Below are 12940 nucleotides of genomic sequence, written 5' to 3'. Positions count from 1 at the left end.
CGGAGGCGGGCGATAGCCTGGGGGAGAGACGAAGGAGCCGCCCGTGCACGAACACCACGTCCGCGTCCACCGCAGCGACGAGGAGCTCCCGCGACACGGGCAGCTCGCCCACGCGCTCGCCGAGGTCGCCGCCGATCCGGTCGAGATCGACGACGAGGTCGCCGAGATGGTGGTCAACCGGGTCATCGACAACGCCGCCGTCGCCACCGCGTCGCTCCTGCGCCGCCCGGTCGTCGCCGCCCGCGCGCAGGCTCTCGCGCACCCCGCCTCCATCGGCGGCCAGGGCTCGGTCGTCCTCGGCGTCGACCCGGCCCGCCGGGTGTCGCCCGAGTGGGCGGCCTGGGCCAACGGAGTCGCCGTGCGCGAGCTCGACTACCACGACACGTTCCTGGCGGCCGAGTACTCGCACCCGGGCGACAACATCCCTCCGCTGATCGCCGTCGCCCAGCACGCGGGCATCGGCGGGGCGCAGCTCGTCCGCGGCATCGTCACCGGATACGAGGTCCAGGTCGACCTGGTGCGCGCGATCAGCCTGCACCGGCACAAGATCGACCACGTCGCGCACCTCGGCCCCTCGGCCGCCGCCGGGATCGGCACGCTGCTCGGCCTCGACGTCGCGACGATCGAGCAGGCCGTCGCGCAGGCCCTGCACACGACGACCGCCACGCGGCAGTCGCGCAAGGGCGAGATCTCGAGCTGGAAGGCGTACGCGCCGGCCTTCGCGGGGAAGATGGCGATCGAGGCGGTCGACCGGGCGATGCGCGGCGAGACCAGCCCGTCGCCGATCTACGAGGGCGAGGACGGCGTCATCGCCTGGATGCTCGACGGCGCCGACGCGAGCTACGACGTCCCGCTGCCCGACCGCGGCGAGGCCAAGCGCGCGATCCTCGACACGTACACGAAGGAGCACTCGGCCGAGTACCAGGCGCAGGCGCTGATCGACCTCGCCCGCCGCCTGCACCGCACGCACCCCGAGGCCGCCGATCCCGAGCGAGTCGAGCGGATCGTCCTGCACACCTCGCACCACACGCACTTCGTGATCGGCTCGGGCGCGAACGACCCGCAGAAGTACGACCCGGCCGCGTCCCGCGAGACGCTGGACCACTCCGTGCCGTACATCTTCACGGTGGCGCTGCAGGACGGCGCCTGGCACCACGTGCACAGCTACGCCCCCGAGCGGGCCGCCCGCGCCGACACGATCGCGCTCTGGCACCGGGTCACCACGCAGGAGGACGCGGAGTGGACCCGCCGCTACCACTCCACCGATCCGGGCGAGAAGGCGTTCGGCGCGCGCGTCGAGATCCTGATGACGGACGGCACGACGATCGTCGACGAGATCGCGGTGGCGGACGCGCACCCGCTGGGCGCGCATCCGTTCAGCCGCGAGCAGTACGTGTCGAAGTTCCGCACGCTCGCCGCCGACGTGCTCGAGGAGTCCGAGATCGAGCGCTTCCTCGACCTCGCGCAGCGCCTGCCCGAGCTGACCCCGGAGGAGGTCGGCCGCCTCAGCGTGATCGCCGCTCCCGGCGTCCTCGCCTCGATCGAGCCCCCGCGCGGCCTGTTCTGATCCCTCCGCGGGGCCGCTCGCGCGCACGGCGACGTGCGCACGAGCGGCCAGGGAGCGCCGTCGTCAGGCGGTCTGCTCCGCGACCCGGTCCTGGGCCTCGGCGATGAAGCGCCGGCGCGAGAAGACGCGGGCGCACCTGAGCGACGCCGTGCTCGGCGGGAATCACGCCGACTCCCACGCACCGTGGTTCCACAGCCGCTCCTCGGGCGGTGGTGCGGCGACCCGGCTGGACCCGCGCTGAAGCGTCGTCCGGGACATCCCGGGCGGAGGGGACGGCTGAGCCGGCCGTACGCCGCGACCGGCTACTCGTCGAGATCGCGCAGGCGCGGCGCCCCATCGGAGAGGCCGTGCGGTTCCGAGTCGGACGGGACGACGGCGCCCGCGGCGCTGACGCAGCCCGCGGCCACCGTGATCCCGGGAAGCGCGATCGCGCCGGCTCCGATCCAGCAGCCGTCCCCGATCGTCACCGGGCGGTACTCGGGACCGCGCGCCTGCTGCCTCGCAGCGATGGTCAGCGTGCAGCAGACGACCGAGTCACGAGTTCTCGACGACCGGACACGCGGCGAGGGGAAGTCGCACGAGCAGGCGATCGGCTCTGGCGCGAGGGCGGCTCGACGTGATCTGGGCACCCACGTCACGGATCGTGGCGCCTCCCTCGTCGCCCGGTTCCCGGACTCCTCGCTCGGCGTCGACGCGACCGGGACCGTCAGCGGATTCCCCCCTATCGAGGGCGAGGACGTCGCCGCCGACGTCCTCGTGCAGCTCCTCAGCTAGAGACGCCCGCTCACGAGGGTCCCTTCCTCCTAGGCTCAACGGCGCCGGAGCGCGATTCGAGTACAGCCCGGGCATTACCGCTCCTGGTCTTGTTCCCGAACAGGGCTACGAGCGGCACAACGACGGTATCGATCGCCCGCGCCACTAGGTCGATTGTCCGCGACCCCAGCATGACCAGCAGGAAAAGAGCGCAGACGATTCCGACGACCCACGGCCCGAAGGTCGCGAGTCCGCTCAGAAGGGCGGAGAAGGTTACGACCGTGCCGGTCGCGGCGAGGAAGTCGCTCACAAGAGTCTCGATGCCGGCGCGACAGCCCGCGCAGTCGCGCCTAGATCGATTGACTACTAGGGGCGTTGCTACTTCCGCGCCGGGATGCATCGTCTGAGCGGTTTCGGCTCGACGTCGCGGGACGCGGAGCATGTGACTCGACGATCTTCGGTGAGGAAGGTCTTTCGCAGAACGTGAGATCCACCGCTTGCGCGGCTAGTCCGATTGACGATCGCTTGCGCGGCGTCAGTGTGGGTGTCTCCGTTGCTGGGCCGGCACCTGCGAATCCGCGGGTCCGACCTGTTGTTGTGTTCATTCTGCCAGCCCGTAGCAGGGACACCCTCTCTGTTCGCTGGGAGCGTGAGGATGTCCCGTCGAGCCTGCTGCCTGCCGGTCCCGCAAAGAGATAGTTCACCGGACGCTGCGGACGCCTGCACGCCTGCACGCCTCCGCGCCGAGAAGCCTTTCTTTTCTTTCCGTTAGACTCGCCTGGTGAATTGTCCGGTTGGGGGATGCTCACTGGGACAATGTCAGAATGACCGACCTCGTTGGCTATGCCCGCGTTTCTACTGACAAGCAAGACGCGCAGGTGCAGCGCGACGCGCTCGCGGCCGCCGGCGTCCCGGCTGATCGCCTCTACGTCGACTCGGGCCCCACGGGCTCCAATCGCGCGTGCACTGCGCTGGCCGCGGCCCTGGCCGCCTGCCATGACGGATCGACCCTCCTTGTCACGAAGTTCGACCGCCTGGCCCGATCGATTAGTGTTGCCCGCGACATAGCTGATGAGCTGACACGCAAGGGAGCGCGGCTGAGAATCGGCGGCACGGTGAATGACCCGATAGATCCGATCGGTCGGCTGCTATTCAACGTCTTGGCGATGATCGCTGAGTTCGAGGGCGACTTGATCCGCGCTCGAACCCGGGAGGGGATGAAGGTTGCGAAGGAGAAGGGTCGGCTCCGACGGAAGAAGCCCAAGTTGAGCCCGAGAATCGAAGGTCACCTCGTGGCGGAGTACCGGTCCTGCAACCACTCGATCGCGAAGCTCGCGCAGCAGTATTGTGTGGCGCGGTGGACCGTGTACCGCGCGGTGCAGCGTGCCGCAGTGGCGGACGCTCGGATCGCTGATGCGACGCTGATGATGCCTCGGGACGCGTGAAGTGAGCCGCGCCCGAGACCAACGGCGTCGAAGCGACGCCAAGGAGCGGCGCGCTGACACGAGGCGCCAGCAGTGGCTCGAGGAGACGAAGTCGACCGATACGCTGCGTCGCCTCTGCGTCCTCTGGGACGACCACGCTGCCAATCCCGTGACGAAGTACTCCACCCCTGTGAACACGCAGACCGTCATCGCCGTTCGAGCGCTCGTCGCGCACGCCGTCGACTGCGGCCGGGCGATCGCAACGCTGTATGAAGCGAAGCAGCCGCTCGCGGCTGTTCCCGTCATACGCACGCTGATGGAGGATGCGACGACCGCAGCTTGGCTCCTGAAGGCACCGGACGGCTGGAAGGGGTTCACGCGGGAAGGTGCGGAGGCGAGGCGCAAGCTGCTCAACAACATTCGCCAGGCCAATCCCGACCTGAAACCGGACCTGGTCGGGGCGGAGCTGGCTCGCGCGAAAGAGCTGCTCAACCGCTTCGGTGAGTACACGACCGACAACGACTTCCAGCAGAGGGCGAGGTCCGTCACGGGCACGGATCGCCTGTACGTGCTGTTCCGGATGGCATCCGGGGTGAGTCACGCCGGCGCGAAAATCGTGGACCTCTACACGGCTGCAGATCCAGGCAGCCCTTCCGGTTTCGGCTGGTTCGATCAGGCCCGCCATCCGCAGGCGGACATGTGGTTGCGCGTGGCCTCGGCGCTACTCGTGCGAGCGCTGACGGCCTGGGATCACGTGCTGGCGGGTAACCCCTTGCAAGAGCGCCTGACACCTCTGGCCGAGCGATTGGGTGAGGCTCCATCGCTCACCTACGGACCGCTATTTGAGACTGTCGCTCAGTAGCGATTCAGTCGACGATGCTGTCGACCTCGAGCGATCGTTGCGTCATAGAGGGTTCGGCGCTACGCGCCCGACGGCAGTTTTTACCAGACTTGCTGCGGATTCCCTAAGGGAAGATTGTCAGACTCGCATTCTCTTTAAACGGGAGGGGAGCTGGTCAAAAGTTGAAGGGCTGGCGAGCCAGTAGGCCACGCCCGCCGCTCCGACCGCGAGGCTGAGTCCCGGCGAGCTGACCCGGCGCATGGCCTTCGCTTTCAAGCCGAGCGCTGAGAGCTGTAGCCAGGCCGGTGAGAGTCGTGCCGTGGAGCTTCTTCCAACTCGCCATGACTCACCGTCCCTCGGGCGAATCCTAGGCGTAGGAGCCGGATGAACGCCGTGCCTATCGCCAGGAAATGTCTCCGAGGGGCGTGCATCTCGACAGGGTCGCACGCGTCGGCAACACGGCTTTCAACCTGAGTCGTTTCGCTTGAACACGCATCGAGGCCATCCATCCGATAAGCGGTGCGATGCCGGAGGCGGGTGGTCGTCAGGAGTGCCCCAGAGGGCATCCCGGAGGGACGCGCAGCGCGCTTACTGGTTGACGTGATCCGACGACCGCCAGCAGCCCGACCGACCCCGCTCGCGGCTTGCATCCCGTGCTCGATTCGTGGGGCGAGTGTGCGCAGAGCGTCGGGCTCGAAGTCGTACTGGCTGGTCGTCCGCGAGGCGCAGACCGCCGCGGGACAGGTCACGATCCACAGCCGCGAGACAAGCGCCAAGGGCGACATGATCAAGCACCGGTTCGGCTGGCACGTCGTCACCCGCGTGAACCCCAAGAGCGTGACCGTCGCGCTCGACTGGAACGACGGCACTCGCCCCTACAAGGTGAACAACTCCGACGTGCAGGGGCACCACACCGCCGCCGAACTCGATGTAGCCCGCGAGGCCGCCACGGAGACGTCCTCGCCGAGCGGATCGGGCGAGGGCCGGCCTTCGGGCGGCCCGTGAAGGGGCGGCTCTCACCCTTCCCAAGCATCCCGTTCCGGGCCGCGAGCTGTGCTCGCGCAGCGGCGATGGAACGCCGCCCGGAGGCCCGTCCGCCTGCGCCGGCCGCTCCGGCTCGCCCGGTGGGCTCACGTTTCTTTGCCGTGAAGCCTCCGGCGGCTCGTTCGCTGCGCTCCCTCATTGCGACCGGAGCTCTCCGCGCAAGTGGCTGCGCCACCGGCTCCTCCGAGACTTTCGGCACGCGGTCGCTGCGCTCCCTTATCTCGCGCCGAAACTCTCTACTCCGCCGCCCTCCGGGTTGCACTACGCCCTCCAGTCGCGAAGGCGGAAAACCGCCTTCCTTACCGTTATTTCCGTGGATCCGGGGCAGTTGTAGGCTCCGGAACGCGCCAGGGGTCCCGGGTATGGCTGACCGCCTTCAGCCGACTGATGGCACGCCGTGATTAGCCGCCCGGGACCCCGCAACGGCAGGACCGCTCATTGAGAAACGCGACCAGATCGCCCCGTAAGGACATGCCGGCAAGGTCGTTCACGGCGCACCGCACCCTCAACGGAAGGACCCTGCGTGCCCCAACTCTGGGCCGGTATCGACGCCGGCAAGACCGAACACCACTGCGTCGTCATCGACGCCAACGGAACCAAGCTGCTCTCCCAACGGTTCAAGAACCGAGAAACGGCGATCCTGACCCTGATGGGAGACGTCGCCTCCCTGCCAGGCGGCACCGACGTCGCCTGGGCAACGGACCTCAACCACGGCGGGACAGGGCTGCTGCAGACGCTCCTGCACTCGCATGCGCAGCCGCTGTTCTACATCTCAGGCCGCGTCGTGCATCACGCCTCGGGCGCCTACCGCGGCGAAGCCAAAACAGACGCGAAGGACGCGGTCATCATCGCCGACCAAGCGCGGACCCGGCGAGACGTGACGCTGATGCGCCAGGCCGACGAGGTCACGGCGGAACTGCGCCTGCTCTCGGCGCGACGAGAAGACCTGGTGCACGATCGCACCCGCGCCGTGAATCGCCTGCGCGCCATCCTGGTCCACTACTTTCCGTCGCTCGAGGGGGCATTCAACTACGCGACGACCAGGGGACCTCTGGTGCTGCTCACCCGGTACGCGACCCCCGGTGCGATCCGGCGCATGGGGGAGAGCCGGCTGGCGGCGTGGTTGAAGGGACAGGGCTGCTGGAAATCCGCGGCGGTCGCGAAGACGGCGGTGGAAGCCGCGCGCGAGCAGACATCGGTCGTCGTGGGGGAGGGGGCAGCGGCTCGGCTGGTGAGCCGGTCCGCGCGTGATCTCCTCCGCATCCGCGACGAGGTCGCCGAGCTCGACGGGGAGATCGAAGCCGCTTTGCAGGACAGCAGATCCGCGGATCTTCTGGTGTCGATTCCTGGGTTCGGGCGCAGGCTCGCCGCGGATTTCCTTGCCGCGACCGGTACTGACCTCGCCGCGTTCGAGACGCCCGACCGGTTGGCCAGCTTCGCGGGTCTCGCTCCCGTGCCGCGGGACTCCGGGAAGATCTCCGGCAACCATCACCGGCCACGTCGCTATGACCGGCGGCTGTTGAACGCCTGCTTCCAGGCGGCGTTCATCGCGTCGAGGAACTGCCCGGTCTCGCGCTCGTTCTACGATCGGAAACGCCAGGAGGGGAAGTCGCACAAGCAGGCTCTGATCGCTCTCGCCCGGCGCCGTATGAACGTCATCTGGGCGATCTTCCGTGACCAGACGACCTTCAACCCCACCCCGCCCCGGCCGAACGATCCCGTCACCCCGCTTCTGCAGCACGGTCCAGAGTCGCCATCGAGGAGCAGACCCACCATCGCCCTTGCGGCCGCCTGACGCGTCTAGGTGAGGAGTTCGGTCTGGATCCGGGCGGCGACGGCCTCGCGGAGGGGGCGGACGTTCTCGGTGCTCCAGTCGGTCGGGTCGGGGAACTTCCACTCCAGGAATCGGCCGGTCGGCGTTGCGGGGAGGGTGAGGCCGGGCTTCATGGTGATGACGATGTCCGCGTTCTCGAGGTCCTCGACGGTGACGGCGCGGGGGATGTGGTTCCTGATGTCGAGGCCGAGCTCGGCGACGGTCGCAGCGATCGCGGGGTTCACCGTCTCGGCGGGGGAGAGACCGGCGGAGGTGGCGGTGTAGCGGTCGCCGGCGAGGACTTCGAGCAGGCCTGCGCCGAGTTGGGAGCGGCCGGCGTTGTGCTGGCAGAGGAAGAGGACGGTGGGCTTCTCGGTCATGCGGGGATGCTGCTTCCGGTGGTGGTGCGGGTCCAGGTCTGGGTGGCGATCTGCACGGCGTCCCAGGGGGAGCCGAGCGGGGGTGTGTAGGAGAGGTCGAGGTCGGAGACCTGCTCGACGGTGAGCCCGGCGAACAGGGCGGTCGCGTACGTGTCGACGCGCTTGGCGGTCTCGGTGCCGAGGCGTCCGACGAGCTGCGCGCCGAGCAGACGTCCGTCGCGGGTGTCGCCGGTGATGCGGATCGTGATGGGCTGCGCGCCCGGGTAGTAGCGCTTGTGGTCGTCCGCGACCGCGCTCGTCGTCGCCGGCGCGAAGCCCGCGGCGAGGGCCTCGTGCTCGCGAAGGCCGGTGCGGGAGGCGACGAGGTCGAAGACCTTCACGACCTGCGTGCCGACCGAGCCGGCGAACCGGGCATCGCCGCCGAGAGCGTTCTCGCCGGCCACCCGTCCCTGCTTGTGGGCCGTGGTGCCCAGCGGCAGGTAGGTGCTGCCGAGCAGACGGTGGTGCGTGGTCACTCCGTCGCCTGCCGCGAACACGTGCGGCAGGCCCGTGCGCATCGCCTCGTCGACGACGACCGCGCGGCCGGCGCCGAGAGACGCTCCGGCGCGGGCGAGCAGGTCGGTGTTCGGCTTCACGCCGACGACGAGGAGGACGACGTCAGCGGTGCGGGTGAGAGGTGTGCCGTCGTGGTCGGCGTGCACGGCGAGGCCGGTGGCGGTCTTCTCGATCGAGGCGACGGTGGTGCGGGTGAGAACCTCGACGCCGCGCTCGGTCAGTTCGGTGTGGACGAGGGCGCCGAGTTCGGGGTCGAGGGTGGAGAGCACTTCCGGGCCGCGCTGGAGCTGGGTGACTCGGAGGCCGCGGACGGTGAGGGCTTCGGCCATCTCGAGGCCGACGTAGCCGGCGCCGACGATGATCGCGGTCTGCGGGTCTCGACTGTCGAGGAACCGCTCGAGCGCGAAGGTGTCGCCCATCGAGTGCAGCACGTGCACTCCGTCCTCCGGCCCCAGTGCGTCCACTCCCGCGATGCCGGCGGAGGAGGCGAGGGCGCCGGTGCCGACGATCAGCTCGTCGTACCCGATCCGGTCGAGCGAGCAGTCGGGGGTGCGGACGGTGAGCTGCTGCCCGGCGACGTCGATGTCCGTCGCGAAGGTGTCCAGGCGCAGGGTCATGCCGGTGGCTTCGAGATCGGCGTGGCTGCGGTGCGCAAGCGACTGCCATGGCTGCACCTCGCGGGAGAAGTAGTACGGGATCCCGCAGATGGAGAAGTTCGGGTACGAGTCGGCGACGACGACGGTCACGTCGACGGACGGGTCGAGCTCGCGGGCGCGCAGCGCGGCGGAGATCCCCGCGTCGCTGCCGCCGATAGCGACGAGATGCATCAGATGGGCCTTTCGAATCAGACGTGTGAAGAGGTCGAGGTGGCCGGGACCACAAGGTCCCCGGCGGCCCGGGCGGCGCCCGGGAAGAGGAACACGGCGATGCCGACGCCGATCGCGGCGCCGACGAGCTGCGCAGCGACGAACGGCAGGACGGAGGCGGGGGCGATGCCGGCGAAGGTGTCGGTGAAGACGCGGCCGAGAGTCACGGCGGGATTCGCGAACGAGGTCGAGGACGTGAACCAGTACGCGGCACCGATGTACGCGCCGACCGCGGCCGCCGCGAGCGGGCCTCGGTGCGTACGGGCGAGGGAGAGGATCACGAGGACCAGGCCCGCGGTGGCGACGACCTCCCCGAGCAGGTGCCCGGCAGTGACCCGCTCCGTCGTCGCGATCGAGGACGGGATTTCGAACATCGCATTCGCGAGGACCGCGCCGCCGATGCCTCCGAGCAGCTGCGCGCCCACGAACACCGCCAGCTCCCGCCCCAGCAGGCCGGTGCGGTCGCGACGACCGAGGACCGCGTCCACGGCGGAGACGAGCGGATTGAAGTGCGCCCCCGACACCGGGCCGAGAGTGAGGATCAGCACCGCCAGCCCCAGCGCGGTCGCGAGGGAGTTCTCCAGCAGTTGCAGACCGACGTCGTCCGGGGAGAGCGTCTGAGCGGCGATGCCGGAGCCGACGACGATCGCCACGAGCAGACCGGTGCCGAGGAACTCGGCCACGGCCCGACGAGCGAGCGGAGGAGGGGAAGTGGTGTCCATGTCGTCGGCCATCTTGACCGCTCACGATCACTCAGTCAAGATTGAGTCAATGAACACCGAGCGAACCGAACTCGAAGCGCGCGCCGCCCGGCACGCCGCCCTCAGCGACCCCGCGCGCCTGCGGATCACCGACCTGCTCACCCTCGGAGACCTCGCGCCGCGGGAGCTGCAGGACCGTCTTGGGATGCCCTCGAACCTCGTCGCGCACCACCTCGCCGTCCTCGAGCGCGAAGGCATGATCCTCCGTCGCCGCTCGGAGGCGGACCGGCGCCGCAGCTACGTCCATCTGATCCCCGGGGCGTTCGACCAGCTCGGGCCCTCGACCACCGCCGCAGCGCGGCGAGTGCTGTTCGTGTGCACCGCGAACTCCGCCCGCTCCAAGCTCGCCGCGCAGCTCTGGGCGCAGCGCAGCCCCATCCCCGTCGCCTCCGCCGGCACCCACCCGGCCGCCGCGGTGGCCGCCGGAGCGATTGCGACCGCCGAACGCCACGGCCTCCCGCTACCCGAAGGAGCCCCGCAGCAGCTCGCGGACGTCGCCGCCGACACAGACCTCGTGATCACCGTCTGCGACGCCGCGCACGAGGAACTCGGCTCGGACGCGCTGCACTGGTCGATCCCCGACCCGGTACCTGCCGGCACGGATGCTGCGTTCGATGCGGCCTACGACGAGCTCGCCGCGCGCGTCGACGCTCTCGCGGCGAGGGTCACGGCCGCCTGATCAGACGCGGGTGAGCATCCCGGCGAGGGAGTCGAGCGCGCCGGGGACGAGGGAGAAGTACGCCCACGTGCCGCGCTTCTCGCGGGCCAGGATCCCGGCGTCCACGAGGATCTTCAAGTGGTGCGACACGGTCGGCTGACTCAGCCCGACCGGCTCCGTGAAGTCGCACACGCACACCTCGCCCGAGCTGCTCGACGCCACGATCGACACCAGGCGGAGCCTCGCCGGATCCGCCATCGCCTTCAACGCTCGCGCCAGCAGCTCCGCGCCCTCGGCGCTCAGCGGCTCGCGCGCGAGCGGCGCGCAGCACGCGGCCGCCGCCGCGGTGAGAGTCAGCTCGGTCGTCGCCATGCCTCCACCCTCCCACACATTGACAGCCATCGATATGCCGGGGCAGACTCGATCCATCGATGACCGTCGATGTTGAGGAGTGCACCTGATGACCCTGCTGCTGACCGTCCCGCCCCGCACCGACGAGCGCCGCCTCACCGGCCTGCCCGTCGCCGTCATCGGCGCCGGCCCCGTGGGTCTCGCCGCCGCCGCGCAGCTGCTCGAGCGCGGCCTCGACGTCATCGTCTACGAGGCGGGTGAGAGCGCAGGTGCCGCTGTGCAGCAGTGGGGTCACACTCGCTTGTTCTCCCCGTGGGAGTTCCTGGTCGACGCGGCCGCCGGGCGCCTGCTCGACGCCGCCGGCTGGGAGGCCCCCGCAGCGAAGAAGCTGCCCACCGGGCACGAGTTCGTCCGCGACTACCTCGCTCCTCTCGCCGCGACCCCGGAGCTCGCCCCGGTCATCCGCTACCGCTCCCGTGTCACCGCCGTCTCTCGTGAGGGCATGGATCGCACCCGCTCCACCGGCCGCGCTGCGACCCCGTTCCTGCTGCGCCTGGACACTCCGGAGGGCGCCGTCGAGGTCACCGCGCGCGCGGTCATCGACACCTCCGGCACCTACTCCACGCCCAACGCGCTCGCCTCCGCGGGCCTTGACCCAATCGGTGTCCTTGATGTCGCGGAGCACCTCAGCCACGCACTGCCGGACGTGCTCGGTGCGGACCGTGCCCGGTTCGCCGGGAAAAGCGTCCTCGTCGTCGGCGCCGGCCACTCCGCCGCGAACACCCTGATCAAGCTCGCTCGACTCGCCCGCGAGGAACCGGAGACGAGGATCACGTGGGCGATCCGCGGCACGAGCCCGGTGCGCGTCTTCGGCTCCGGCGACGACGAGCTCGAGGAGCGCGGCAAGCTCGGCGGCACCGTCCACCAGCTCGTCCGCGACGGCGCGATCACCCTCCTGGACCGCTTCGAAATCGACCGCCTCGAGAAGACCCCCTCCGGCGGCGTCACGGTGATGGGGCGCCGCCGGAAGGAGCGCGAGAGCGTGGAAGTCGATGTCGTGGTGCAGGCCACCGGGTTCCGGCCCGACCTCGACATGCTGCGCGAGATCCGCGTCTCCCTGGACGAGATCGTGGAAGCACCCCGCGCCCTCGCCTCGCTCATCGACCCGAACCTGCACTCCTGCGGCACCGTCGACCCCCACGGCGTCGCGGAACTCGCCCACCCCGAGCCGAACTTCTTCATCGCCGGGATGAAGTCGTACGGCCGTGCGCCGACCTTCCTGCTCGCCACCGGCTACGAGCAGGTCCGCTCCATCGCGGACGAACTCGCCGGCGATCACGCCGCCGCCCGGCGCGTCCAGCTCGTGCTCCCCGAAACCGGCGTCTGCTCCACCGACATCGGATCCGCCGGAGGGAGCTGCTGCTCATGACCGCGATCCGGCCGATGACCCCCGGAGACTGGGCGGCGGTCGAGACGATCTACCGCGAGGGGATCGCGACCGGGCACGCCACCTTCGAGGCCGAACCGCCCACGCGGGAGGCGTTCGACGCGGGGAAGCTCGACGTCGGGCGCCTGGTCGCCGTCGACGGAGAACAGATCCTCGGCTGGGCCGCGTTGTCGAAGGTCTCGGCCCGCCCCGTCTACCGGGCGTGGTCGAGCACTCCGTCTACATCGCCGCCGCTGCACGTGGCCGCGGCGTCGGATCGAGGCTGCTGGCCGCGCTCATCGCCGCGGCGGACGACGCGGACCTGTGGACGATCCAGTCGAGCATCTTCCCCGAGAACACCGCCAGTCTCGCCCTCCACGACCGCGCTGGATTCCGGCGTGTGGGCATCCGGGAGCGCATCGCGCAGATGACGTACGGGCCGGAGGCTGGCCGCTGGCGCGACACGATCCTCATCGAGCGGCGGCGCCCGTGACGCCGTGA

General features: G+C 69.8%; 15 protein-coding genes and 1 pseudogene. 10 read left to right on the top strand and 6 right to left on the bottom strand.

Annotated elements, in window-relative coordinates:
• Positions 1-43 precede the first annotated feature (43 nt).
• Both C5B92_RS13780 and C5B92_RS17400 read left to right on the top strand, forming a co-directional pair.
• Positions 44-1567, top strand: coding sequence for an MmgE/PrpD family protein (locus C5B92_RS13780; RefSeq protein WP_104251037.1), 1524 nt, complete (start codon positions 44-46; stop codon positions 1565-1567).
• A 103-nt stretch (positions 1568-1670) separates the two neighbouring features.
• Positions 1671-1808, top strand: a complete 138-nt coding sequence (locus C5B92_RS17400) for a hypothetical protein (RefSeq protein ID WP_181028835.1) — start codon at positions 1671-1673, stop codon at positions 1806-1808.
• 61 nt (positions 1809-1869) lie between these two features.
• Here the strand turns inward: C5B92_RS17400 and C5B92_RS17730 are convergent, their stop codons facing one another.
• Positions 1870-2034: a hypothetical protein gene (locus C5B92_RS17730; RefSeq protein ID WP_258061468.1), complete on the bottom strand. Its 165-nt coding sequence runs from the start codon at positions 2032-2034 to the stop codon at positions 1870-1872.
• Between the two features lie 49 nt (positions 2035-2083).
• Between C5B92_RS17730 and C5B92_RS17725 the strand changes: the two genes are divergently transcribed.
• Positions 2084-2341, top strand: coding sequence for a hypothetical protein (locus C5B92_RS17725; protein WP_146083186.1), 258 nt, complete (start codon positions 2084-2086; stop codon positions 2339-2341).
• Positions 2342-2351: 10 nt separating this feature from the next.
• Here C5B92_RS17725 and C5B92_RS13770 read toward each other — a convergent pair whose 3' ends face one another.
• Complete coding sequence (locus tag C5B92_RS13770) at positions 2352-2630, bottom strand: hypothetical protein (protein ID WP_104256101.1); 279 nt, start codon at positions 2628-2630, stop codon at positions 2352-2354.
• A gap of 514 nt (positions 2631-3144) precedes the next feature.
• Here C5B92_RS13770 and C5B92_RS13765 point away from each other — a divergent pair.
• From C5B92_RS13765 to C5B92_RS13750, 4 genes are all read left to right on the top strand, one after another.
• Entirely contained in the window at positions 3145-3765 is a 621-nt protein-coding gene (locus C5B92_RS13765) for a recombinase family protein (RefSeq protein ID WP_104256100.1), read from the top strand.
• A gap of 148 nt (positions 3766-3913) precedes the next feature.
• On the top strand, positions 3914-4606 hold the full coding sequence (locus C5B92_RS13760; protein WP_146083185.1) for a DUF5677 domain-containing protein: 693 nt from the start codon (positions 3914-3916) through the stop codon (positions 4604-4606).
• Positions 4607-5260: 654 nt separating this feature from the next.
• Positions 5261-5590 (top strand): hypothetical protein, encoded by a 330-nt coding sequence (locus tag C5B92_RS13755; RefSeq protein WP_104256098.1) that lies wholly within the window; start codon positions 5261-5263, stop codon positions 5588-5590.
• A gap of 562 nt (positions 5591-6152) precedes the next feature.
• Positions 6153-7424, top strand: a complete 1272-nt coding sequence (locus tag C5B92_RS13750; RefSeq protein ID WP_235577278.1) for an IS110 family transposase — start codon at positions 6153-6155, stop codon at positions 7422-7424.
• A 5-nt stretch (positions 7425-7429) separates the two neighbouring features.
• On the opposite strand, the gene C5B92_RS13745 is transcribed toward C5B92_RS13750, so the two are convergent.
• From C5B92_RS13745 to C5B92_RS13735, 3 genes are read right to left on the bottom strand one after another with little or no spacing between them, the layout of a single operon-like run.
• On the bottom strand, positions 7430-7822 hold the full coding sequence (locus C5B92_RS13745; protein ID WP_055794495.1) for a low molecular weight phosphatase family protein: 393 nt from the start codon (positions 7820-7822) through the stop codon (positions 7430-7432).
• On the bottom strand, positions 7819-9204 hold the full coding sequence (locus C5B92_RS13740; protein ID WP_055794493.1) for an FAD-dependent oxidoreductase: 1386 nt from the start codon (positions 9202-9204) through the stop codon (positions 7819-7821). Before C5B92_RS13740 ends, C5B92_RS13745 begins: the two co-directional genes overlap by 4 nt.
• Positions 9205-9221: 17 nt before the next feature.
• Positions 9222-9965, bottom strand: coding sequence for an MIP/aquaporin family protein (locus tag C5B92_RS13735; RefSeq protein WP_181028834.1), 744 nt, complete (start codon positions 9963-9965; stop codon positions 9222-9224).
• A gap of 49 nt (positions 9966-10014) precedes the next feature.
• On the opposite strand from C5B92_RS13735, the gene C5B92_RS13730 reads away from it, so the two are divergent.
• Positions 10015-10683, top strand: coding sequence for a helix-turn-helix domain-containing protein (locus C5B92_RS13730; protein ID WP_055794490.1), 669 nt, complete (start codon positions 10015-10017; stop codon positions 10681-10683).
• Here the strand turns inward: C5B92_RS13730 and C5B92_RS13725 are convergent, their stop codons facing one another.
• A complete protein-coding gene (locus tag C5B92_RS13725) occupies positions 10684-11034 on the bottom strand; it encodes a helix-turn-helix transcriptional regulator (RefSeq protein ID WP_055794488.1) in 351 nt (116 codons plus the stop codon). It lies immediately after the preceding gene.
• 88 nt (positions 11035-11122) lie between these two features.
• On the opposite strand from C5B92_RS13725, the gene C5B92_RS13720 reads away from it, so the two are divergent.
• A complete protein-coding gene (locus C5B92_RS13720; RefSeq protein ID WP_104256096.1) occupies positions 11123-12442 on the top strand; it encodes an FAD-dependent oxidoreductase in 1320 nt (439 codons plus the stop codon).
• Positions 12439-12932, top strand: a pseudogene (locus C5B92_RS13715) (GNAT family N-acetyltransferase). The gene C5B92_RS13720 and the pseudogene C5B92_RS13715 overlap by 4 nt, the downstream one beginning before the upstream one ends.
• Positions 12933-12940: the final 8 nt, after the last annotated feature.

The sequence above is a fragment of the Rathayibacter sp. AY1A4 genome, from assembly GCF_002930955.1.
Taxonomy (GTDB): Bacteria; Actinomycetota; Actinomycetes; order Actinomycetales; family Microbacteriaceae; genus Rathayibacter.
This window is presented reverse-complemented; position numbering and strand designations above follow the sequence as displayed.